The sequence below is a fragment of the Amphritea atlantica genome (assembly GCF_018860855.1).
Classification (GTDB): domain Bacteria; phylum Pseudomonadota; class Gammaproteobacteria; order Pseudomonadales; family Balneatricaceae; genus Amphritea; species Amphritea atlantica_A.
This window is the reverse complement of record NZ_JAHKQE010000022.1, coordinates 97,755-121,418: the sequence shown is the minus strand read 5'-3', so window position 1 is coordinate 121,418 and position 23,664 is coordinate 97,755. Positions and strand designations below refer to the sequence as shown.

At 49.6% G+C, this 23,664-nt stretch carries 18 protein-coding genes; 3 read left to right on the top strand and 15 right to left on the bottom strand.

Annotated features, from left to right (window positions below):
- The 4 genes from ribD to KO512_RS09730 form a co-directional block, all read right to left on the bottom strand.
- Positions 1 to 1,122 (bottom strand): bifunctional diaminohydroxyphosphoribosylaminopyrimidine deaminase/5-amino-6-(5-phosphoribosylamino)uracil reductase RibD, encoded by a 1,122-nt coding sequence (gene ribD, locus KO512_RS09745; RefSeq protein WP_215952155.1) that lies wholly within the window; start codon positions 1,120 to 1,122, stop codon positions 1 to 3.
- A 5-nt stretch (positions 1,123 to 1,127) separates the two neighbouring features.
- Positions 1,128 to 1,607, bottom strand: a complete 480-nt coding sequence (nrdR, locus tag KO512_RS09740) for a transcriptional regulator NrdR (protein ID WP_215952154.1) — start codon at positions 1,605 to 1,607, stop codon at positions 1,128 to 1,130.
- A gap of 165 nt (positions 1,608 to 1,772) precedes the next feature.
- Positions 1,773 to 3,029 (bottom strand): serine hydroxymethyltransferase, encoded by a 1,257-nt coding sequence (gene glyA / locus KO512_RS09735; protein ID WP_215952153.1) that lies wholly within the window; start codon positions 3,027 to 3,029, stop codon positions 1,773 to 1,775.
- Between the two features lie 221 nt (positions 3,030 to 3,250).
- The gene (locus tag KO512_RS09730; protein WP_215952152.1) at positions 3,251 to 3,670 is read right to left on the bottom strand and encodes an Hsp20/alpha crystallin family protein; all 420 of its coding nucleotides are present in this window, start codon (positions 3,668 to 3,670) and stop codon (positions 3,251 to 3,253) included.
- Positions 3,671 to 3,940: 270 nt separating this feature from the next.
- Here KO512_RS09730 and ettA point away from each other — a divergent pair, with 270 nt between their 5' ends.
- A complete protein-coding gene (gene ettA, locus KO512_RS09725) occupies positions 3,941 to 5,602 on the top strand; it encodes an energy-dependent translational throttle protein EttA (RefSeq protein ID WP_215952151.1) in 1,662 nt (553 codons plus the stop codon).
- Between the two features lie 129 nt (positions 5,603 to 5,731).
- On the top strand, positions 5,732 to 6,094 hold the full coding sequence (locus KO512_RS09720; RefSeq protein ID WP_215952150.1) for a PilZ domain-containing protein: 363 nt from the start codon (positions 5,732 to 5,734) through the stop codon (positions 6,092 to 6,094).
- A 9-nt stretch (positions 6,095 to 6,103) separates the two neighbouring features.
- On the opposite strand, the gene radA is transcribed toward KO512_RS09720, so the two are convergent.
- On the bottom strand, positions 6,104 to 7,477 hold the full coding sequence (gene radA / locus KO512_RS09715; protein ID WP_215952149.1) for a DNA repair protein RadA: 1,374 nt from the start codon (positions 7,475 to 7,477) through the stop codon (positions 6,104 to 6,106).
- Between the two features lie 159 nt (positions 7,478 to 7,636).
- Here radA and KO512_RS09710 point away from each other — a divergent pair, with 159 nt between their 5' ends.
- Positions 7,637 to 8,911, top strand: a complete 1,275-nt coding sequence (locus tag KO512_RS09710) for an O-acetylhomoserine aminocarboxypropyltransferase/cysteine synthase family protein (RefSeq protein ID WP_215952148.1) — start codon at positions 7,637 to 7,639, stop codon at positions 8,909 to 8,911.
- Positions 8,912 to 8,984: 73 nt separating this feature from the next.
- On the opposite strand, the gene can is transcribed toward KO512_RS09710, so the two are convergent.
- The 10 genes from can to KO512_RS09660 all read right to left on the bottom strand — a co-directional run bounded on the left by can (position 8,985) and on the right by KO512_RS09660 (position 23,662).
- Positions 8,985 to 9,710, bottom strand: coding sequence for a carbonate dehydratase (can, locus tag KO512_RS09705; protein ID WP_215952147.1), 726 nt, complete (start codon positions 9,708 to 9,710; stop codon positions 8,985 to 8,987).
- A gap of 58 nt (positions 9,711 to 9,768) precedes the next feature.
- Positions 9,769 to 10,833, bottom strand: coding sequence for a uroporphyrinogen decarboxylase (hemE, locus tag KO512_RS09700; RefSeq protein ID WP_215952146.1), 1,065 nt, complete (start codon positions 10,831 to 10,833; stop codon positions 9,769 to 9,771).
- 142 nt (positions 10,834 to 10,975) lie between these two features.
- Positions 10,976 to 12,397, bottom strand: a complete 1,422-nt coding sequence (locus KO512_RS09695; RefSeq protein WP_215952145.1) for an FAD-dependent oxidoreductase — start codon at positions 12,395 to 12,397, stop codon at positions 10,976 to 10,978.
- A gap of 72 nt (positions 12,398 to 12,469) precedes the next feature.
- Positions 12,470 to 16,924, bottom strand: a complete 4,455-nt coding sequence (gene gltB, locus KO512_RS09690) for a glutamate synthase large subunit (RefSeq protein WP_215952144.1) — start codon at positions 16,922 to 16,924, stop codon at positions 12,470 to 12,472.
- Positions 16,925 to 17,098: 174 nt separating this feature from the next.
- Positions 17,099 to 18,781: an SPOR domain-containing protein gene (locus KO512_RS09685; RefSeq protein WP_215952143.1), complete on the bottom strand. Its 1,683-nt coding sequence runs from the start codon at positions 18,779 to 18,781 to the stop codon at positions 17,099 to 17,101.
- Positions 18,782 to 18,793: 12 nt separating this feature from the next.
- Complete coding sequence (gene aroB, locus KO512_RS09680) at positions 18,794 to 19,870, bottom strand: 3-dehydroquinate synthase (RefSeq protein WP_215952142.1); 1,077 nt, start codon at positions 19,868 to 19,870, stop codon at positions 18,794 to 18,796.
- Between the two features lie 14 nt (positions 19,871 to 19,884).
- A complete protein-coding gene (gene aroK / locus KO512_RS09675; RefSeq protein WP_289847227.1) occupies positions 19,885 to 20,403 on the bottom strand; it encodes a shikimate kinase AroK in 519 nt (172 codons plus the stop codon).
- 10 nt (positions 20,404 to 20,413) lie between these two features.
- On the bottom strand, positions 20,414 to 22,507 hold the full coding sequence (gene pilQ / locus KO512_RS09670; protein WP_303492090.1) for a type IV pilus secretin PilQ: 2,094 nt from the start codon (positions 22,505 to 22,507) through the stop codon (positions 20,414 to 20,416).
- A 20-nt stretch (positions 22,508 to 22,527) separates the two neighbouring features.
- The gene (locus KO512_RS09665) at positions 22,528 to 23,076 is read right to left on the bottom strand and encodes a pilus assembly protein PilP (protein ID WP_215952141.1); all 549 of its coding nucleotides are present in this window, start codon (positions 23,074 to 23,076) and stop codon (positions 22,528 to 22,530) included.
- Positions 23,060 to 23,662 (bottom strand): type 4a pilus biogenesis protein PilO, encoded by a 603-nt coding sequence (locus tag KO512_RS09660; protein ID WP_215952140.1) that lies wholly within the window; start codon positions 23,660 to 23,662, stop codon positions 23,060 to 23,062. Before KO512_RS09660 ends, KO512_RS09665 begins: the two co-directional genes overlap by 17 nt.
- Between the last annotated feature and the right edge of the window lie 2 nt (positions 23,663 to 23,664).

The following is a 23,664-nucleotide window of genomic DNA, read 5'->3' as shown; positions in this document are numbered from 1 at the left end:
TTATTTCTCCTGCCGAGGAATCAACGTCAAGCGAACATCATCGCCTAACACCCGACTATCGATCAGCTTAAGTTGTTTCTGCTGGCTCATTTTATCCAGCGGCAACAGAAACATCGGTCGGGCATTACTACCCAGTAGTTTCATGGCCTGATACAACACCAACTCATCCACCAGCTCAGCCGCCATAAAAGCACCGGCCAAGGTCGCACCGGTTTCGACTAAGACTTCATTACATTCTCGACGGGCCAGCTCCTGCAACAACCGAGGCAGATCAATCGCCCCATTGTGGGCCGCCAACGTTAACCATTCAACATTCTTATGCGCCGCCATAAAAGCGGGCGCATCGACACAGCTAACAATCAAGGTACGGCCGGGCAAACTGAGTAACTTCGCTTGCGCCGGTATCCGTGCCGAACTATCCAAGATCACCCGCAATGGTTGGCGCTGAGCGATTTCATCCGCATTATCCAGCCCCAATTCGGCTTCGCGCACCGTCAATGAGGCATCATCGCTAATAATAGAGGCCACGCCACTGATCACAGCAGAGCTGCGAGCCCGTAACCGCTGCACATCCTGTCGCGCTAACGGCCCAGTTATCCACTGACTTTCACCGGAGGCCATCGCCGTACGGCCATCGAGGCTCGCCGCCATTTTAAGGCGTACAAAAGGCCTGCCTTTTGCCATACGGTTAATAAAGCCGGGATTAAGCTGGCGACACTGATCTTCCATTAAACCACAACGCACGGCGATGCCCGCCTGCCGTAGTTTTTCTAATCCATTACCGGAAACCTGCGGGTTTGGATCAACCATCCCGACAACGACTTCAGCGACTCCCGCCTTAATCAAGGCATCGGCACAGGGAGGGGTTTTACCGAAGTGGCTACAAGGTTCCAGAGTAACGTAGGCAGTGCAACCTTTGGCCTGTTCTGCGGCCTGACGTAGCGCATTAACTTCGGCATGACCCTCACCGGCTTTACGATGATACCCTTGTGCAATTAGGCTGCCATCTTTAGCCAGCACGCAGCCGACCCGCGGATTTGGCTCGGTGGTATACAGCCCCTGCCAAGCAAGCTTGATGGCGAGGGACATAAATTGGTGATCTGCAACGCTCCAGTCTGTCATCCTGATTACTTAGCCTTCACGGCGTCCTCTTTTTTCTGTTCTGACAAGCGATCGATCTCTTCTTTAAACTCATTGATATCCTGAAAACTACGATACACCGAAGCAAAGCGCACATAGGCGACCTGATCCAGTTTACGCAGCTCATGCATCACCTCTTCACCCACGGTACGGGAAGGCAGTTCACGCTCACCGGTCGCCCGCATACGCTGTTTAATACGGCTAATACAGGCTTCGATATCTTCAACACTGACAGGTCGTTTTTCAACGGCCCGCTGGATACCGGCACGTAGCTTATCTTCATCGTAAGGTTGGCGAGTGCCATCGGCCTTAATTAGACGGGGCATCAGAAGCTCGGCGGCTTCATAGGTGGTGAAACGTTCATGACAGGTGATACATTCACGCCGACGGCGAATCTGCTGTCCTTCTGCCACCAAGCGGGAATCAACCACCTTGGTTTCATGTGCATTGCAGAACGGACAGTACATATATCATCCTCAAAGAGCGTGGCTGAACTATCAGCCGTAAAAGAGCATTATCAGGCTTATATAAGCACTTATATACTTCCATTCAAAAGCGCTTATATAAACAACTGGGGCGCACAAGGCGCCCCAGTTGGGAAACTGATCGTCAACAGCTTCTATTGTAACGGTTTACTTATAAACCGGAAAGCGGGCACAGATATCCAGAACATTCTGCTTAACGGTATTAATAACATCTTCGTTATCAATATTATCCAACACATCGCAGATCCACTGAGTCAACTGCTCAGCTTCAGTTTCTTTAAAGCCACGACGGGTAATGGCTGGTGTACCGATACGCAGACCCGAAGTCACAAACGGAGAGCGAGGATCGTTTGGTACAGAGTTTTTGTTCACGGTGATGTTTGCCCGACCAAGCGCGGCATCCGCATCTTTACCGGTATATTCTTTACCAATCAGATCGACCAAGAACAGATGATCATCAGTACCGTCAGAAACAATCTTGATGCCACGTTCTTTAAACGCTTTCGCCATCGCCTGAGCGTTTTTAACCACTTGAACCTGATACGCTTTCCAGTCGTCCTGCATCGCTTCTTTGAAGCACACCGCTTTAGCAGCGATAACATGCATCAATGGGCCACCCTGAGATTCAGGAAAAACCGCAAAGTTCAGTTTCTTCTGCAGCTCTTCATCAGAATTAGCCGACAGAATCAAACCACCACGAGGGCCACCTAGCGTTTTATGCGTCGTCGTTGTAACAACATCAGCAAAGGGTAGCGGACTTGGATAAACACCCGCCGCAACCAAGCCAGCAACATGAGCCATATCAACGAACAGGTACGCGCCCACTTTATCGGCGATATCACGGAAACGCTGCCAATCAACGATACGAGAGTAAGCAGAGAAACCTGCCACGATCATTTTTGGTTTGTGTTCCAGCGCCAAACGCTCTACTTCAGCGTAATCGATCTCACCGGTTTCAGCATTCAAACCATACTGAACCGCATTGTAGATACGACCAGAGAAGCTAACAGCAGCACCGTGGGTCAAGTGACCACCGTGAGCCAAGCTCATACCCAATACGGTATCACCTGGCTGACACAGCGCCATATAAACAGCGGCATTTGCCTGTGAACCTGAGTGCGGCTGAACGTTAGCATAGGTCGCATCAAACAACTCTTTGGCGCGATCAATCGCCAGCTGTTCAACGACATCAACGTGTTCGCAACCGCCGTAATAACGTTTGCCTGGATAACCTTCCGCGTACTTATTAGTTAGCTCAGAACCCTGAGCTTCCATTACCCGAGGGCTGGTATAGTTTTCAGAAGCAATCAGTTCGATATGCTCTTCCTGACGTTTGGCCTCAGCCTGCATCGCAGCATACAGATCTGGATCAAAACCAGCGATAGTCATCTCTTTGCTAAACATTAGCGGTCCCCAAAGTTGAGATATACATCGGCCCGATGATCGTGCGGTTATAACATCGATTTTCAAGGCCTTGGAAAAGCCGCGTATTATAGTCGAATTTATATACAAAACGCACTTGAAAGTGAGTCAGTTAGGAGAGAATTTCGCTCATAAAGACAATATTCCCAGCAGCAAAACAACTGCTGGGAATATAGAGCCTACTGAGTAGAGTTATAACAGTGCTATTCGATAGCGATGGTGGTGTTGGAAGGTTGTTGCTGCTCAACTTTAGGCAGTGTCAAATTCAACACGCCATTTTCAAAACTAGCTTTGATACCAGCGGGATCAACATCGGCCCCCACACTCAGCGACCGCACAAACTTACCATAGTGGCGCTCTTGTCGAATCAGCTTACCGTCTTTCTCTTCTTTATCTTCTTTTGTGGTTTCGGCACTGACTGATAACACACCATTCTCTAAGGCTACGTTTATATCCTCTTTTTTGATTCCGGGCAGGTCAACCCGCACTAAATATTGTCCGTCACCATCATGCACATCAATTGCTGGCACTTTATCTCCTGCTTCTTTATGAAGTACCGGACGAAAGAAATCATTAAAAAAAGTATCATCAAACAAGCCATTAAAACGTGTCAGATTGTTCATTTTCCTATCCTCCCAATGATGGTTTAAGTTATTTACACGTTGTTAATGCAGTGGCTAGAGACCAAAAACTCGATGTATTCGTTACCTCTTAGTAAATCGTTATCAGCGTGTTATCAACATCGAAATAGCCTCTGCTTCCCAATGCAACCTAATTTTATAAACACCTTTATTGGTTTGCCAGTGCCGCTTTTGACCTATATCAAATAGCAATAAACTCTTTGTAAGGCTAAGATATGCGCAGTTTTGAGATAACAGTTAACAGGTTGTGTAATGGCTCAGTACGTTTACAGCATGAACCGGGTCGGCAAAGTAGTGCCCCCCAAACGCGAAATACTAAAAGATATCTCCCTCTCCTTCTTTCCTGGCGCCAAGATCGGCGTGTTGGGCCTGAACGGGTCGGGTAAATCCTCCCTGCTAAAAATCATGGCGGGCTTAGATAAAGAATACCTTGGTGAAGCACGGCCGATGCCGGGCATCAATGTCGGTTATTTGCCTCAGGAACCACAGCTAGACGAAAGCAAAACCGTCCGCGAAGTCGTTGAAGAAGCGGTTGCCGATGTCAAGGAAGCACTGGATGGGCTCGAAGGCGTCTATGCGGCCTATGCCGAACCCGATGCTGACTTTGACGAACTGGCCAAGCAGCAAGCTCGCTATGAAGATCTCATTGCGGCAAAAGATGGCCATAATCTGGACATCATGCTCGAGCGCGCCGCTGATGCGATGCGCCTGCCACCTTGGGATGCAGAAATCAAAAACCTCTCCGGTGGCGAACGTCGCCGCGTAGCGCTCTGTCGCTTGTTGCTAGATAAGCCCGATATGCTGCTACTGGATGAGCCTACCAACCACTTGGATGCGGAATCGATCGCTTGGATCGAACGTTTTCTTCAGGAATATCCCGGCACCGTGGTGGCGATTACCCACGACCGTTATTTCTTGGATAACGCCGCAGGCTGGATTTTGGAACTCGATCGCGGTCGCGGCATTCCTTACGAAGGCAACTATTCTAGCTGGCTAGAGCAGAAAGATAAGCGCCTTGAGATGGAATCCAAACAGGAAGCGGCTCACCATAAAGCGGTTAATGCCGAGTTAGAATGGGTGCGTCAGGGGCAGAAAGGCCGTCAGGCTAAATCGAAGGCTCGTCTGCGCCAGTTTGAAGAGATGAACTCCCGCGAGTTCCAAACCCGCAATGAAACCTCCGAGATCTACATTCCACCAGGACCTCGTCTGGGCGAAAAAGTCATCGAGCTGCATAATGTCACCAAATCATTTGGCGATAAGATGCTCTTTGAAGACCTATCACTGACGATTCCGCAGGGTGCCATTGTCGGTATCATCGGCGGTAACGGTGCGGGTAAATCAACCCTATTTAAAATGATTACCGGATTAGAACAGCCAGATGCCGGCACCATTGAAGTCGGCGATACCGTAAAACTGGCTTATGTCGATCAAAGCCGTGATCTGGCAGGCAATAAAACCGTCTGGGAAGAAATCTCTGAAGGTCAGGACAATATTGTTGTAGGTAACTACACCACCTCGTCCCGTGCTTACTGTGGCCGCTTTAACTTTAAGGGTGCCGATCAGCAGAAGTTTGTTAAAGACCTATCCGGTGGTGAACGTAACCGTTTGCATATGGCAAAACTGCTCAAAGAGGGTGGTAACGTACTGTTACTCGATGAGCCGACCAACGATCTCGACGTCGAAACGCTGCGGGCGCTTGAAGAAGCCCTACTAGCCTTTCCAGGCTGTGCCGTGGTTATCTCCCATGACCGGTGGTTCCTCGACCGTGTCTGTACCCATATGTTGGCCTACGAGGGCGATTCTAGCGTTCAGTTCTTTGAAGGTAACTACACCGAGTACGCTGAAGACTACAAAAAACGTTATGGTAAGGATCATCAGCCAGAGCGTATCAAGTATAAGCGCATCGCTAAGTAAACGCGTCAATCGTCTTATCAGAAAAGTCAAAAACCGGCCTCGTGCCGGTTTTTTAATATCTCAAGCGGTGTAAACCAATTGATGTTCTCTGTAGAACAGATATTCTTAGCCTACTGGCAGGAGAAAACTATGACCGATCGGCGACGTTTCCAACGCATCACCTTTGACGCACATTGTGAGATCCAAACCGCAGATAACCATCGCTGGCCTGTCCAACTAATGGATATCTCATTTCAAGGCGCGTTAACATCCGTCGTTGACCATGAGCTATTACAAATAGGCGATAGCGCCAAGCTGATCATTCAGCTATCGAACGATATTGTCATCCAAATGCCGGTTATTTTACGTCATCACTTAGGTTCGCATCTGGGTTTTGAAGCCCAGAACATGGATATCGATAGCCTCACCCATCTACGCCGACTCGTCGAACTCAACCTTGGCACCGAAACACTGCTGGAAAGAGAGTTGGAACAACTCACAACCAACAGCTAAAAAATAAACTCAAAGCGCATCCAACGCTTCCGATAGCTGACTCACACCTACCACCGTCATCCCTTCCGGCGCCCGTTTCGGCACATTAGCCTTGGGCACAATCGCACGACGAAAACCATGCTTAGCCGCTTCTTTAATCCGTTCCTGCCCATTGGGTACTGGCCGTATTTCGCCGGACAAGCCGACTTCACCAAAGGCAATGAGATCCTGCGGCAAAGCTCGATCACGAAAGCTCGACACCACCGACAGTAATAATGCTAAGTCGGCGCTGGTCTCTAATACTTTGACACCCCCGACCACGTTAACGAAAACATCCTGATCACCGGTTTGTAGCCCACCATGACGATTCAATACCGCCAGCAGCATCGCTAGACGATTTTGCTCAAGCCCCACTGCTATGCGGCGTGGGTTATTCACATGACTCTGATCGACCAGTGCCTGCACCTCGACCAACAACGGTCGAGTCCCCTCCCAAACCACCATGACCAAGCTGCCGGGGCTCGGCTTATCGCCGCGACTCAAAAAGATCGAACTGGGGTTTTTTACCTCTTTTAGGCCCTGTTCCAACATCGCGAACACGCCCAGTTCATTCACCGCGCCAAAGCGATTTTTATGACTGCGCAGGGTGCGAAAACGGCCATCACTATCCCCCTCGAGCTGCAACGAACAATCGATCATGTGTTCCAGCACTTTTGGTCCAGCGAGTGAACCATCTTTAGTCACATGACCCACCAGAAACAGCACCGTGCCAGTCTGTTTGGCAAACCGAGTCAGATAGGCTGCCGCTTCACGTACCTGTGAGACGCTACCCGGTGCCGATTGCACATCATCGACATGCATCACCTGAATCGAATCCACCACCAGCACTTTCGGTTTGAGCTGCTCAGCGATAATACAGATCTGCTCAACGCTGGTTTCCGATAACATTTTCAGATTGGCCGTCGTTAAGCCTAGGCGTTGCGCTCGCAGAGCAACCTGCTGCAACGACTCCTCACCGGTGACATATAACGCGGGCATCTGCTGCGCCAAATGACACATGGTCTGTAATAGCAGCGTACTCTTGCCCGCCCCCGGATGGCCACCGATCAAAATCGCTGAGCCGGGCACCAACCCACCACCCAACACCCGATCTAATTCGCCAGAGCCCGAGGCAAACCGTGGCATATCAGCTAAGTTAACCTCCGAAAGATCCTGCACTTTCGCCAAGCCGCCAGCACCCGCATACCCCTCAAACCGAGCGCCTCGAGCGGCACTGGGTTTGGCACTACCGAGGCGCACTTCAGTCAGGGTATTCCACGCATGGCAGGCGCTACATTGCCCCTGCCATTTAGAATAATCTGCACCGCAGTCATTACAGACATACGCACTCTTTGCCTTAGCCATCAGGCTCTCCTCTCAAATCAGTCAGCGCATTCTAGCGGAAGCAGCGGCAGCTTGTACAAAAGAGAACTTTATTTATGCCGCTGAAGGGCTACAATCTAGCCCACAAGAATAGACCTAAAACGAAAATATACGTATCACATTGTTCATGAGGAGCATCAGATGAAACTAGAAACAATTGCCGTCCATGGTGGTTACAGCCCAGAAGAAACGACTAAAGCGGCCGCCGTGCCGATCTATCAAACCACTTCTTACGCTTTTGACAATGCCCAGCACGGCGCCGATCTGTTTGATCTGAAAGTCCCAGGCAATATCTACACCCGCATCATGAACCCAACCAATGATGTACTAGAGCAACGGGTTGCTGCGATGGAAGGCGGCGTTGCGGCACTGGCCGTTGCTTCTGGCATGGCAGCGATCACCTACGCGATTCAAACCATTGCGGAAGTTGGCGACAACATCATCGCTACCAGTGAACTGTACGGCGGCACTTATAACCTATTTGCCCACACACTGCCGCGTCAGGGTATTGAAACCCGTTTTGCCAACAAAGATGACTTCAGTGCAATGGAAGCCCTGATCGATGATCGCACCCGTGCCATCTATTGCGAATCGATCGGCAACCCATCCGGCGGTATTGCCGATATTGAAACACTGGCTGAACTGGCCCATAAACACGGCATACCACTGATCGTCGACAGCACAGTGGCTAGCCCAGCATTGTGGCGTCCTATCGAGCACGGTGCCGATATCGTCGTACAATCGGCCACTAAGTACATTGGCGGCCACGGCAACTCGATTGGTGGTGTCATTATCGATTCCGGTAATTTCCCTTGGGCTGAGCACGCCGACCGCTTCCCGCTGCTGAACACCCCTGATGTCTCTTACCACGGCGTGGTCTACACCGAAGCCTTCGGTCCTGCTGCCTTTATCGGCCGCTGCCGCGTCGTACCACTGCGCAACATGGGTGCGGCACTGTCTCCCATGAATGCCTTCTTACTATTACAAGGTGTTGAAACACTATCGCTGAGAATGGAGCGAGTCTGTGAAAACACCCTCAAGGTAGCTAAATACCTAGAAGGTCATGATCAGGTTAAATGGGTAAGCTATGCCGGTCTGGAAAGCCATAAAGATAATGCCTTGGCCAAGAAGTATATGAACGGTCAAGCATCGGGCATTCTTAGCTTCGGTATCGCTGGTGGCCGTGAAGCGACCCGCAAGTTCTATGATGCGCTGAATATTTTCACTCGCCTTGTGAATATCGGCGACTGTAAATCACTGGCATCTATCCCCGCTGAAACCACTCACCGCCAGTTGAACGATGAAGAGCTGAAATCTGCAGGCGTCACCGAAGATATGGTTCGCCTATCGATCGGTATCGAGCATATCGATGACCTAGTGGCTGATTTAGAGCAGTCCCTTCAAGCGGCTAAGTAACACTCGCTGAACGAAAAAAGCCCCGCTACTGCGGGGCTTTTTGTTATTAGAGCTAGACGCAGAAAAGCAGCAATCAATCAAAAAGCTTACGCACTCGGTCCCATAAGGTACGGGCGTTGTGACCCTTTTCCGATGCGAGCGCCAACTGCCGCAAAGCTTCAATCTTACTGATCGCTAAGTTGTATTGCGTTTCAACCTCCGCATCTTCGGAAGCATTGAATTCAAGATCATTGACTAATCCATCATTCAGTCCGTAGATCCAACCATGCACGGTCAGATCCTGCCCCTTGACCCAAGCATCTTGAACAATGGTGGTTTCACAGACATTAAACGCCTGCTCAATCACATTAAGTTCGCAAAGCCGGTCTAATCGCTGATGAGAATGATCCCATGCGGATAGCAGATCACGATGCTTTTGATTCACCTTGCGAATCTGCCTCAGCCAGTTATCGATCAAGCCATGGGGCGTGCTCTCTAACGCCGCCTTAACACCACCACAGCCGTAATGCCCCACCACCATAATATGTTTAACCTTGAGCACCTGAACCGCATACTGAATCACAGAGAGGCAGTTCATATCCGTGTGGATAACTAGGTTTGATACATTACGATGCACAAACAGCTCGCCCGGCAACATACCCACAATCTCATTGGCCGGTACTCGGCTATCGGAACAACCGATCCAAAGATATTCCGGCGCCTGCTGTTGAGCGAGGGTTTCAAAAAAGTGCGGATCATCTTGATTAATCTGTTCGGCCCACTGCCGGTTACTGTCTAAAAGTTGAGTCAGTCGTTTCATGATTTTCCGCTGGATAACAAAAGAGGGCTTAGCGCCCCCTTATTTAACATGATGTCTGTTAAACGTGATACTTAGCACTGAGTTCATGCACCGCATCAACAAAGATCTTCGGCTGATCAGGGTCCACAAACTGATGGATACCATGTCCTAGGTTGAACACATGACCGGGGCCACTACCGTAACGGGCCAGAATGTCGGCTACTTCGGTACGAATAACGTCGGCTGAACCATACAGCACAGACGGATCCATATTCCCCTGTAACGCCACTTTATCGCCGACCCTCGCACGGGCATCATCGATATTAATGGTCCAATCTAGCCCTAACGCATCGGCACCGGTTTCAGTCATCGCTTCAAGCCACTGACCACCGTTCTTAGTAAACATAATCACCGGTACGGTACGGCCTTCATGTTCACGGATCAGACCATTGGCGATTTTCTTCATATAGTTCAGCGAGAACAGTTGATACATCGGTCCGCTTAAGACACCACCCCAGGTATCAAAGATCTGTACCGCCTGAGCGCCACTGAGGATCTGTTGGTTAAGGTAGTCAGTCACAGATTGGGCTAACTTGTCTAACAGCTGATGCAGCACCTCAGGGGTCGCATACATCATCTGTTTAATATGCCGAAAGTCTTTACTCGAACCGCCCTCAACCATATAGGTTGCCAACGTCCAAGGACTGCCAGAAAAGCCGATCAATGGTACCCGACCATTCAGCTCAGAACGGATGGTTTTCACCGCATCCATTACATAACCTAAATCGCTGGCTGAATCCGGCACTGGTAGCGCATCAACATCGGCTTCAGTACGAATAATCTTTTTAAACTTAGGCCCTTCGCCTGCTTCGAAGTACAAACCTAAACCCATCGCATCAGGAATAGTCAGAATATCGGAAAACAGAATCGCCGCATCAAGATCGTAACGCTCCAACGGCTGAATGGTCACTTCGCAAGCCAGCTCTTTGTTTTTGCACAGGCTCATGAAATCACCGGCCTGAGCGCGGGTGGCACGATACTCTGGCAGATAACGCCCCGCCTGACGCATCATCCATACCGGTGTTACATCGACAGGCTCACGCATCAACGCACGCAGAAAACGGTCATTCTTCAATTCAGCCATTGCTTTTTCTCGATTCAGATTCAAAACTGGGGGGATTTTACAGGTTTTTCCACACAGGCGCGAACAACTCTCCTGTTTGCTGATCTGTAACATAAAGATAAAAAAAGGCCGCCGAAGCGACCCTTTTCAAACAGGCAAAGCATTACACTTTCAGGTAATCCAACATGCCCTCAGCCGCTTTACGACCTTCATCGATGGCGGTAACCACGAGATCAGAGCCACGCACCATATCACCACCAGCAAATACTTTTTCATTACTGGTTTGGAAGGCAAACGTTTCATCAACCGACGTTTTAATACGACCATCCTGTTGCAGATCAATACCAAAGTCGGCAAACCATGGCGCTGGGCTTGGACGGAAACCAAAGGCAACCAAGACCGCATCCGCTGGCAAGACTTCTTCACTGCCTTCGACCACTTCAGGACGACGACGACCGTTTTCATCCGGCTCGCCCATCTGGGTAGTCACCACTTTAATACCGGTCACTTTAGTGCCATCACCGACAACCTCTACCGGCTGACGGTTAAACATGAACTGCACACCCTCTTCACGAGCGTTTACCACTTCACGTTTAGAACCCGGCATATTGGCTTCGTCACGACGATAAACACAGGTAACGCTGTTGGCTTCTTGACGAATAGAGGTACGGTTACAGTCCATCGCGGTGTCACCACCACCCAGCACAACCACATTCTTACCCTTCACACCGATATAATCGGCCACATCTTTTTCAAAGCCAAGGCAACGGTTGACGTTAGAGATCAGGAACGGCAAGGCATCATATACACCGTCCAAATCTTCGCCGGGGAAACCACCCTTCATGTAGGTGTAGGTTCCCATACCCAAGAAGACCGCATCATATTCATCGATCAACGTCTGCATCTGCACGTCTTTACCGATTTCAGTGTTCAGTCGAAACTCAACACCCATGTCGGTGAAGACTTCACGACGGCGCACCATGATATCTTTGTCCAGCTTGAATTCTGGGATACCAAAGGTCAGCAGGCCACCAATTTCTGGATGACGATCAAAGACGACCGGTTTAACACCGTTACGTACCAGTACATCCGCCGCCGCTAGACCCGCAGGGCCTGCACCGATGACAGCCACTTTTTTATCGGTGACCGGCACTTTGCTCATATCTGGACGCCAGCCCATGGCAAACGCGGTATCGGTGATATGTTTTTCTACCGATCCGATAGTCACGGCACCAAACTCATCATTCAATGTACAGGCGCCTTCACACAGACGATCCTGTGGACAAACACGACCACAGACCTCCGGTAACGAATTGGTCTGATGACTCAGCTCAGCCGCTTCAATAATATTGCCTTCTGACACCAGCTTGAGCCAGTTAGGAATATAGTTGTGTACCGGACATTTCCATTCACAATACGGATTACCGCATTCCAGACAACGATGCGCCTGCTCAGACGCATCCTCTGATTTGAACGGCTCATAGATCTCAGCAAACTCCTTCTTACGGACATCGGCTGCGATCTTACTTGGTCCCTCACGCTCTACTTCCAGAAACTGAAAATCATTCTTCAGACGCTCAGACATTCTTCACCCCGCCTAATAATGTCTGCCCGCAGGCAGACACAGCTATAACTAAACACCTGTTCGATGAACCCATCACTCCGGACGAGAGCGCATATCAGTCAGCAGCTCTCCCAGACTAGCGGCTTTTGGCTTAACCAGCCAGAAACGACCAATATAGTCATCGAAGTTATCAATCATCTCCTGACCCCACTGGCTACCGGTTGCTTTAACAAAGCCGATAATCACAGAGCGCAGATGGTTTTTGTACTCTTCCATGTGCTGTGGCGCGACCCGATGGATGTCCACCAACTCATGGTTGTACTTATCAACAAAGGTGTTATCCATATCCAGTACATAAGCGAAGCCACCGGTCATACCTGCACCGAAGTTGTAGCCCGTTTGACCCAGCACCGTGATCAGACCACCCGTCATGTATTCACAACAGTGATCACCGGCACCTTCGATAACGGCATGGCAACCGGAGTTACGCACCGCAAAACGCTCGCCAGCACTACCCGCTGCATACAGAGTACCGCCAGTAGCCCCGTACAGACAGGTATTACCGATAATTGCGGTTTCATTACTCGCATAGGTAACCACATCCGGCTGACTGATGACGATCTTACCGCCCGCCATGCCTTTACCAACATAGTCATTGGCATCACCCTTGAGGTATAACTCTTGGCCCCCGGCGTTCCAAACACCAAAACTTTGACCCGCATGACCGGTAAAGTTAAAGCGGATCGGCGTGGATGACATACCTAGATTCCCATGCACCTTAGCGATAGCACCGGAAGTCCGAGCACCGACCGAACGGTCACAGTTAGTAATCGTTAACTCAAACTCGGCTCCGGACTTGTCTTTAATCGCTTGTTCCGACAGTGCTAGCATCTTGCTATTCAAGGCACCGGTATCATAAGGATCGTTGTGCTCAACCTGACAAGTTTGTGGGTATTCAGCCGGAATACCCGCATCCGAGATCAGCGGAGAAAGATCCAACTTACCATGTTTAACCGTTGTACCTTCCAGCAGTTCCAGCAGATCAACCCGACCCACCAGCTCTTCCAAAGTACGGACACCCACAGAAGCCATCCATTGACGGGTCTCTTCAGCGACAAAGCGGAAGTAGTTCTTGACCATATCAACGGTGCCACGGTAATGCTTATCCCGCAGCTCTTCGTTCTGGGTCGCCACACCGGTAGCACAGTTATTCAGATGGCAAATACGCAGGTATTTACAACCCACGGCAACCATCGGCATCGTACCGAAGCCAAAGCTTTCAGCGCCAAGAATTGCCGCTTTAACCACATCTAGGCCCGTTTTTAAACCGCCATCTGTTTGCAAACGAATCTTGCCACGCAGATGGTTACCACGCAGTGATTGATGGGCATCAGCCAGACCGAGTTCCCATGGTGACCCAGCATAATGAACCGAGGTCAGTGGGCTAGCGGCGGTACCACCATCATAACCTGAGATAGTAATCAGATCGGCATACGCCTTGGCCACACCACAGGCGATGGTGCCAACCCCAGGACGAGACACGAGTTTGACCGATACCAGACCTTCGGGGTTAACCTGTTTCAGATCGAAAATCAGCTGAGCCAAATCTTCAATCGAGTAGATATCATGATGCGGTGGCGGCGAAATAAGCGTCACACCCGGCACTGAATAGCGCAACCGTGCAATCAGCTCATTCACTTTACCCCCGGGTAGCTGCCCACCTTCACCGGGCTTAGCACCCTGAGCCACCTTAATCTGCATCACATCGGCATTGATCAGGTATTCAGGCGTAACACCAAAGCGACCAGAGGCCACCTGTTTGATCTTAGAACGTTTATTGGTGCCATGACGCGCTGGGTCTTCACCGCCCTCACCGGAGTTCGAGCGACCACCCAACTCGTTCATCGCCATCGCCAGACACTCATGTGCTTCTGGAGACAGGGCTCCGAGTGACATCGCCGCGGAGTCAAAGCGTTTAAACAGGTTTTCGACCGGTTCCACTTCACTCAATGGAATCGATTTAACATCTTTTTTCAAACCAAGCAGATCACGTAGCGTCGCCACACCACGCTTATTAACTAGATCGGCATAGGCCTGATAATCAGCACTGTCGCCACTACGAACGGCTGTGTGGATGGAACGCACCACATCTGGGTTGTAGGCATGATATTCACCACCGTGGACGTATTTCAGCAAACCACCCTGCTGGATTTTCTTACGAGCAACCCAAGCCTCGCTCGCGAGTGCCTGATGGTCTTTCTGGAAGTCACTAAAGTCGGCACCTTCAATGCGACTTGCAACCCCAGAAAAGCACAGATCAATCACTTCTGAACTAATACCCACCGCTTCGAACAGCTGAGCACCACGATAAGATGCAACCGTCGAGATCCCCATCTTCGATAGGATCTTCATCAGGCCTTTCTTGATGCCTTTACGATAGTTTTCATGGCTATCGAGCCAGTTCATCTGCATCTCGCCGGTGGCACACAGATCAGTCAAGACACGATACGCAAGGTATGGATAAACCGCCGTCGCACCAAAACCAAACAATACGGCAAAGTGATGTGGGTCGCGAACTGTACCGGTTTCGACCAAAATATTAGCGTCAGCCCGCAGGCCCGAGTTGATCAAACGGTGATGCACGGCACCAGTCGCCATCGCTGCATGGACCGGCAACCGACCCTCAGCAATCGCGAAATCAGACAGGATAATAATAACCTTACCGGAACGCACCAGCGCTTCGGCTTGATCAGCAACCGATTCAATCGCCGCTTTAAGGTCCATCTCAGCCGGATCGTAGTTCAGATCTACCTGAGCAACACCAAAACCTTCAACGGTATTGTTTTTCAGACGCAGAAACTTACTCGCAGATAAAACCGGCGTGGTCAGAATAACCCGACGCGCATGCCCCGGAGTTTCTTCGAACACATTGCGTTCGGCACCGATACAGGTTTCCAGCGACATAACGATCGCTTCACGCAGCGGATCGATAGGCGGATTGGTTACTTGCGCAAACTGCTGGCGGAAGTAGTCGTAAACAGAGCGAACTTTAGAAGACAATACCGCCATTGGCTTATCGTCACCCATGGAACCCACGGCTTCCATACCGGTTTCACCCAGCGGACGCAGAATTTGATCCCGCTCTTCGTAGGTCACCTGGAACATCTTCATGTGTGCTTTAACCGCTTCTGGGGTCATCTCACAGAAAGACTTCGACTCTTCAGTCAGGTTCATGGTTTGTTCAAGCGGCAATGCATTCTCACGCATCCACTTTTTATAAGGCTGAGCCTTCTTCAATCGCTCATCAACATCGGCGGTATGTAACACTTCACCGGTTTGTGTATCGATAGAGAGAATTTGACCTGGACCAACACGTCCCTGAGAGACGACATCCTCAGGCTTATAGTCAAACACGCCGATTTCTGACGCGGTACAGATCAGACCATCATTGGTCATTACCCAACGGGATGGGCGCAGGCCATTACGGTCCAGCATACAAACGGCGAAACGGCCATCGGTCATAACCATACCGGCGGGGCCATCCCAAGGTTCCATATGCATGGAGTTGTAATCATAGAATGCCCGCAGTTCGGCATCCATAGTATCCATATTCTGCCAAGCAGGAGGCACGATCATCCGTGCAGCACGGTAAAGGTTCATGCCACCGACCATCAGGAATTCCAGCATATTATCCATGCTGGAAGAGTCCGAACCGGTGGTATTAACGATCGGCTGCAACTCATCAACATTCGGCAGCATCTCGGTAGCAAACTTACTTGAACGAGCGCGAGACCAATTACGGTTCCCTTCAATGGTATTAATCTCACCATTGTGAGCCAACAACCGAAATGGCTGAGCCAGCGGCCAACGGGGAGCCGTGTTAGTCGAAAAGCGCTGGTGATAAGTACAGATAGCGGTTTCCAGACGTTCGTCACTCAAGTCCTGATAAAAGACGGGCAGATCGACCGGCATGGTCAGTCCTTTATAGGAGATCACTTTATCCGACAGACTACAGATATAGAAATCGCTATCGGTACTCAGGGCGATCTCACTCTTGCGCCGAGCCGTATAAAGACTGACCGCAAATTCACGCTCTGCTTTATCCGTCGTTACAAAAACCTGCTCAATCTGAGGCAGCGTATCTTTTGCAATCGGGCCCAAACAGCTAGGATCCGTCGGCACCACACGCCACCCAACAACCGTCAGCCCCTGCGCTGTCAGTTGATTATTCAATACTTCCCGCGCAGCCGCCGCGAGGGCGGGCTCTTGTGATAAGAAAACCATACCAACCGCATAGTTTTCCCCTAACTCAACCCCAAGATCACTCTTCGCAGCAGCGCGCAGAAACGTATCCGGCTTCTGCATCAGCAACCCACAGCCATCTCCGGTTTTGCCGTCAGCCGCGATCCCACCACGGTGGGTCATACATGCAAGCGCTTCAATCGCCTTCAACAATACGTTGTGGCTTGGTTCACCTTGCATGTGGGCCATCAGGCCAAAACCACAGTTGTCTTTGAACTCACCAGGGCGATACAGACCAATGCTCATAAACGAATCCCACCAAAAAGTTCTTAATTATCAATATATTGCATCCGCTATATTCCAGCTACAGATGTAAATGCAGGGAAAAAGGGACAGGTATTTTACACAGCGAGGGTAGGAAGGACAAATTATAAGCAAGACAGATGATATTTTTGTTTGCCGCAGCAAGACAAAAAAATACTATTTTCTGGTCGTTATATCCGCCTGAATCCCCTGAATAGTCCTCGCCCAAGGCTTCAGCTTAGTTAACGCTGAAGGGAGTGCTGTCGCCGCCGCATGCGCGGCATTACGATCCTTATACTGCCCATAGACTACCACAAACCAAGGTTTGTTTTTGTAACGGGTCTGAAACATATAAAACTTCTGCGGCTCAGCCTGAGCCTGAATAAACTGCTCCGCACTGGAACGCTTTCCTGCGCCGAGCATCTGTAACGTGTACCCCGAAGCCGGCCACTGCAACAATGTTTGTTCCGCTTCAGTCAACGCAGAACTCGCCACAACGGTAGCAGCAGGCTTAGCAACAGAAGCCGTTTTAACCGGTTTCGATACAACCGCGGCCGGCTTGGACACCACTTGTACTGGCTTTACCACGGGCTTAACAGGCGTCGGTTTTGCCTCGGGCTGAGGTTCAATCTTTGCAGGCTCAAGCTTCGAGAGTTCAACCGGCTGAATGACAGACTGAGGTATAGCCACGGGCACAGAAGGCTGAGCCTGAACAACAGGTTTGGACGTATCTCCAGAGACAATCATCTCCGGCTTGTCATCAACCTCAATCGCCGTTGAAAGCGTGCTAGCCAACTTAGTCTCTTGCTGTAGCACCTCAGACTGCAAACCCGGTTTTACATCGGTTATTGGCACCGAAATACTATCCGTAGATTGCGGCTCATTATAAACCAGATGATCTGTTTCAAGCACGGTCACCGGCGATGTCTCATCAGCCTGAGCAATCACCGCCTCTGCTTCAATAGGCACCTGAATCTCGACTTGGGTACGGGTCGTTCCCACATCGCTCTCAGGCCAATACTGCCATAAACTGCCTAGCAGTACAGCCAGCAGGACAACAGCGATGCCAACAAAGTGAACGCGGGTCAGCGTTGCGGGTTTTGTGGTTTTCTGCACGCTACCCGACCGAAGCAACTGCTCTACTTGTCGATTAAGCCCACCAGGATAACCTCCGGCGGCGGCATAAACCGCCTGCAACTGCTTTTCACTAAGGGATGCAGCTGCACTGTAACGTTGCAGTAAATAGCTACGCGCTTCGGTAAAGGTAAAGGGTTCCAATCTCAATTGATGTACCTGAGCATCTAACAGCTCATACTCATCATAGGTCTGCAACTGTGCTTGAAAGTTTTCTCCAGCCGCCAACAGCAGATGCGGCTTGATCGGCAAGCCCTGCGCCTCACTCAGCATTTGCAGCAACAATTTAATCGCCGCTTTTTCCAGTTCATCCGCGTTATCAATAATGATAACCCATTGGATATGCTCCGCAGCCATCACCTGAGCGAAGCTGTAAATAGCATTGAGCATCGCTTGATTATCTGCCTGAGTATCAAGCTCAGGGCTAAGCTGTTTACTTAAGGCAATCAGTAATCCGTTTAGACTCGGTGTTTGTCGTCCATCGACAGCACAAAGTCTCAATGTACGATCGCTTGGCGCCGCTTGCAGCTGTCGAATGAGTACCGTTTTGCCCGATCCGACCGGACCGGTGACCAATAATAAAAAATCACTGAAGCGACTTAGATGTTCAAGTTTTTCCAACATCTGGAGTCGAGAAGATGGCTCATAAAAGAAATCTTTACGTTGCTCTGCTTGCGCAAATGCATCGGCCAGCGAATCAACACTATTGCCTTTAAGATCAGCCATCTAAACGCCCTCTTAAGCAGTAAAGTGGGTTAGCGTTTGCTGTAATAATTGCGGATCAAACTGATCGGTTACCACCGCGCTACCTAGCTCACGTAGTAGAATTAACCGTAACTGCCCATCAATCACTTTTTTGTCTACCGCCATTAGTGTCATAAACTCATCCGCCGTCATTCCTTGCGGGGCTTCAACTGGCAGATTAGCCGCTTGCATGACCCGTACAACCCGTTGGACATCATTCCTGCTAAGCCAACCTATACGCTCAGAGAGGTCTGCCGCCATGACCGTGCCTACCGCAACCGCTTCACCATGCAACCAATTACCATAACCTTGGCAAGATTCAATCGCGTGACCAAAAGTATGCCCTAAATTCAATAATGCGCGGACACCCGACTCTTTTTCATCCTGCGCCACCACTTCAGCCTTCAATTCACAAGAGCGATAGATGGCGTGACTTAATAACGCGGTATCCCGACCGATCAAGCCGGACATATTCTCTTCGAGCCAATCGAGAAAGGCCTTGTCATAGACAAGTCCATATTTGATCACCTCAGCCAGTCCTGCCGATAGCTCACGGTCAGGCAGGGTGCGCAACACATCAACACTGGCAAGAACCACCTGTGGCTGATGAAAGGCGCCGATCATATTTTTACCCAAGGGGTGATTGACACCGGTTTTACCACCGACAGAGGAATCCACCTGAGAGAGCAAGGTGGTCGGTATCTGAATGAAATTAACACCGCGCTGATAGCATGCCGCGGCAAAGCCTGTCATATCGCCAACAACGCCGCCGCCTAGAGCAATCAACGTTGTGGTGCGATTATGTCGACACTCCAGCAAACGATCATACACGACACTCAGTTGATCCAATGTCTTGTACTGCTCACCGTCCGGCAGAATCACCTCATCGACCTGCACCGAAGGCAGTGCTAATTTTAATTGATCGAGATAAAGCGGGGCCACGGTTTCATTACTAACAATCAGCACCTGATTACCTTTGATATAAGGCGTCAGATGCTCAGGGCGAAACAGATCGGTGCCAATAAAAATAGGGTATGAGCGATCAGCAAGATCTACATTTAACGTTTGCATGGAGGGGCTTATCTCTATTTGATAATTTGCTGTGCACGAAGCTCCGCCATTATATCAGTAACCACTGCTTTAGGGTTACGACGTTCGGTATCCACCACCACATCAGCCACCTGAAGATAAAGAGGGTGACGCTGCTCCATCAATGTATTGAGGACGGTTTCAGGGTCTGGAGTTTGTAACAAGGGTCGGTTTTTATCCCGCGCCGTACGCTCCAGTTGCTGGGCAACCGATGCTTGTAAATAAACAACAGTGCCGCGCCCTTGTAAGTTTGAGCGATTTTCAGCACGCAATACTGCGCCCCCGCCCGTCGCCAGCACCAGACCATCCTCAGCACTTAACTGATCAATAATTTTTGCTTCTCGATCACGGAAACCTTCCTCACCTTCAACGTCGAAGATCCAAGGAATATCAGCCCCCGCCAATTCCTCAATCACTTTATCGGAATCAACAAATCTCAGTTTTAACTCTTGAGAAAGAAGACGTCCTATAGTGCTTTTTCCAGCTCCCATAGGGCCAATTAGAAATATATTCAATACTACAACCTTACTGAGATGACAGAGATTCTTTTATCAATTTAGGTGTGATGAAAATAAGTAGTTCCGCCTTACTATTCGACGTCGACTTATTTCGGAAAAGCGCCCCAAGAATCGGAATATCACCGAGCAGAGGCGTTTTATTAACGGTGTTCTGTGTTTCATTTTCAAACACCCCGCCTAATACAACGGTTTGCCCATCGGCCACCACAACGGATGTTTCCAGCAAGTTTTTAATGATACTGATCTCACCGTTTGATAGCGTTTCGCCGATCGAATCTTTCTTGATCACCAGATCCATTGCAATCCGATCACCGGGGTTAATTCGCGGCGTCACTTCTAAGGATAACACGACATCTTTAAATTCAGTGTCGGTGTTACCGTCATCATCAGTTGTGACATAAGGCACTTCACTACCCGACTCAATCAGCGCCACCTTACCATTGGTGGTAACGACTTTAGGTTGGGAGATAACTTCAATGCGGCCATCAGACTCCAATGCAGACAGTTCAAGCTGCAGAAGCGCACTATTCGTTGCTAAACCAACCGCTACAGAGGCCGGCGATGTTGCGTTAGCACCAAGGTCAACCATTAAACCATCAGAGATAGAACCCGGAGAGGACACATCAGAAATGCTGCTACCGATTGAGATGCCGTTACCCGAAGAGTCAGTATCACCGTATCCTAAGCCCCACTTAACACCGAGATCTTTGGAGACTGTGGTATTTGCTGTCACCAGACGCGCTTCAATCAACACCTGCGCAACCTCGGTATCGAAGCGGCGCAAGGTTGAACGAATCTCTTCCATTCGGTTAGCGGTTTCGCGCACCATCAAGACATTGGTTTCATCATCCGCCAGAATAAGACCTCGCTCAGAAACCAACTTAGCTTCATTTAACCGAGAGACCATATCAGAGGCTTTGCGGAAATCGACTTGGATAAATTCAGTACGCAGTGGTGATAGCTCCTCCACCTGTTTACTGCTTTCCATTTCAACTCGCTCTCGTTCAGAAATCTCTTCTGCGGTACCGATCAGCAGTACATTACCCATTTCGCGCTTATCGAGTTTATTGGTATTTAGAATCAGATCTAATGCCTGATCCCAAGGTACATTTTTCAATCTCAGGGTGATATTACCGCCGACCTGCTCGCTGACTACCAAGTTCATTTCGGCCACTTCTGCGAGAATTTGCAGTACTGAACGCACCTCAACATTTTGGAAATCTAGATCAATACGCTCGCCACTGTAAGGGAAACGCTCCTCTTCGATGCGATCTTGTTCCGCCTGAGTAATGGGCTTCAGATCTACAAACAGCTGATTATTTGTCTGGTACACCATATAGTCATACGGTTCAGCGGACGGTTTGATCAAAATTGACACATTTTCACCGGTAGCCATCGAATCAATAAACATCACCGGCGTGGCAAAATCCTGTACATCGATTCGATTTTGCATACTCGCAGAGAGATCGACACCTAACAGATTGATAACAACATTATTGCCCTCTTCAATCACATCGACGCCTGCGCGGTCATCACTTAAAGACACAACCACCCGGCCAGCGCCATCAGAAGTACGTTCAAAATCAACCCCACTGACATGGGTTTTATCAGACAATACCGGCTGAGCCTTAGAGCCAGAGGCAACGCTGTTACTAACGATAGCGGCCTCTTGCTTGACCATCCCGCGATCACCCACGGTCAAGAACAGACTATTACCATCGGTTCGTGTTTCAAAAGCTGAGACTTCAAACAGATCCACAACCACTCTTAAACGACCGGCGACCTGAGCAAAATTAATTTTATCAACGTTACCATTTTCAATACTCAACATACGGCTATCTTGAGCATTTTCAACGCCCCACATATCCAAAACCACCCTAGCTGGGCTATTGGTCATATAGGATTTCGGCAGCGTAGGAGGCACATCAAAATCGAAACGTATCTCCAGTTTATTGTCCGGAAGCGCAACAAAGGACGATTCCATTAGTTTTGCATCCACAGCCATCGCATTGAAAGCTAGCATCCACAACCCGATGACCATTCCCGCCATCTTAGCGAGAGCGGAGTACGTCAATTTACCCGCCTGAATATTTTTATTCACAGTATTCACCACCATCGTCATCAATCCATCACCACGCTACGAGGGCGTCGCATCCAACCACCCCGGCCGTTTGTAACAATCTCAACCAGCTCAACATTATCGCTGTTAACAGCAACCACTTTGCCGTAATCCAGCCCCATATAATCACCGACGGATACCCGGTGCACTTCTCCCTTATTGTCCTTGATAAGTGCCCAGCGAGAACCCTTTGCACTCATATTGATGCTGCCAACCATGGCAAGATTATCCAGCGAAAATGTTTCAAGGTAAGATTTTTCACGGTCAACATCAGGTTTAATGCCTGTATTGCCCTCATCGGCAACACCCTCTTCGGTGTCGACGGTTATGATTGAAACTAATGGTTTAAATGGGCTGCGCATACTCGCCCCTTCATAGACAAAACTATGATAGGCCTTAAACTCGGGTAGCGGCTCCACCTTTATCACTTTTTTCTGCTTCTCCTGCGCGACAAAGCTACGCAGATCACTGACATCTTCAATCCAGACGCAACCGCCGAGAAAAAAAGGAGCTAGAATCAAAACACGCAAAAATTTACTTGGTATCATCATAACGATAAGTCTTTGCACTAATTGTCATATTCAACTGGCCTCCAGCAGGATTTATACTGTAGTCATGCAGTGTCACAATCCTCGGAATTGCGGCAACGCCACTGACAAACTGCCCCATCTGGTGGTAAGTACCACTCACTTTGATATTAATCGGCAGCTCAATAAAAATCTCATTTCGTTTCTCGCCGCCCAATGAGATAGATTGAATATCCAAGCCACTGGAACGACCGATCTCAGTAATATCCTCTAACAGACCAGGCACTTCTTTCTCAGTGGGTAGTTGCTTCAGCAACTCGGCAAAGCGCCCTTGCACATCTTTCATCTGCTCACGGAGCTGATCAAGACTCGCCACCTGTGTGGTTTTTATAGATATCTGTTGTTTCAAGCCAGCTTCCTGACTAACCTCTCGCCCTAGGCTCTTCTCTTTATCGGTAATATAGAAGTAAAAACCAGCCCCCACCACCAACGAGAAGACCAAAAGGTAAGCAATCACTTTAACCCCAATTGGCCAACTTCCCGCCGTATTCAGGTCAAGGTTATCGGCATCAAACCCTTTGAAACTGTTTTTCAGTGCATCCATTGACATAA

Excerpts from the sequence above, each read along its gene's own strand:
- hemE (WP_215952146.1), bottom strand. The coding sequence starts at position 10,833 with ATGGCTGAATTGAAGAATGACCGTTTTCTGCGTGCGTTGATGCGTGAG.
- glyA (WP_215952153.1), bottom strand. The coding sequence starts at position 3,029 with ATGTTTAGCAAAGAGATGACTATCGCTGGTTTTGATCCAGATCTGTAT.
- aroB (WP_215952142.1), bottom strand. The coding sequence starts at position 19,870 with ATGCAAACGTTAAATGTAGATCTTGCTGATCGCTCATACCCTATTTTT.
- ettA (WP_215952151.1), top strand. The coding sequence starts at position 3,941 with ATGGCTCAGTACGTTTACAGCATGAACCGGGTCGGCAAAGTAGTGCCC.
- nrdR (WP_215952154.1), bottom strand. The coding sequence starts at position 1,607 with ATGTACTGTCCGTTCTGCAATGCACATGAAACCAAGGTGGTTGATTCC.
- KO512_RS09695 (WP_215952145.1), bottom strand. The coding sequence starts at position 12,397 with ATGTCTGAGCGTCTGAAGAATGATTTTCAGTTTCTGGAAGTAGAGCGT.
- can (WP_215952147.1), bottom strand. The coding sequence starts at position 9,710 with ATGAAACGACTGACTCAACTTTTAGACAGTAACCGGCAGTGGGCCGAA.
- KO512_RS09730 (WP_215952152.1), bottom strand. The coding sequence starts at position 3,670 with ATGAACAATCTGACACGTTTTAATGGCTTGTTTGATGATACTTTTTTT.
- KO512_RS09720 (WP_215952150.1), top strand. The coding sequence starts at position 5,732 with ATGACCGATCGGCGACGTTTCCAACGCATCACCTTTGACGCACATTGT.
- KO512_RS09660 (WP_215952140.1), bottom strand. The coding sequence starts at position 23,662 with ATGTCAATGGATGCACTGAAAAACAGTTTCAAAGGGTTTGATGCCGAT.
- KO512_RS09665 (WP_215952141.1), bottom strand. The coding sequence starts at position 23,076 with ATGATGATACCAAGTAAATTTTTGCGTGTTTTGATTCTAGCTCCTTTT.
- radA (WP_215952149.1), bottom strand. The coding sequence starts at position 7,477 with ATGGCTAAGGCAAAGAGTGCGTATGTCTGTAATGACTGCGGTGCAGAT.
- ribD (WP_215952155.1), bottom strand. The coding sequence starts at position 1,122 with ATGACAGACTGGAGCGTTGCAGATCACCAATTTATGTCCCTCGCCATC.
- KO512_RS09710 (WP_215952148.1), top strand. The coding sequence starts at position 7,637 with ATGAAACTAGAAACAATTGCCGTCCATGGTGGTTACAGCCCAGAAGAA.
- gltB (WP_215952144.1), bottom strand. The coding sequence starts at position 16,924 with ATGAGCATTGGTCTGTATCGCCCTGGTGAGTTCAAAGACAACTGTGGT.
- KO512_RS09685 (WP_215952143.1), bottom strand. The coding sequence starts at position 18,781 with ATGGCTGATCTTAAAGGCAATAGTGTTGATTCGCTGGCCGATGCATTT.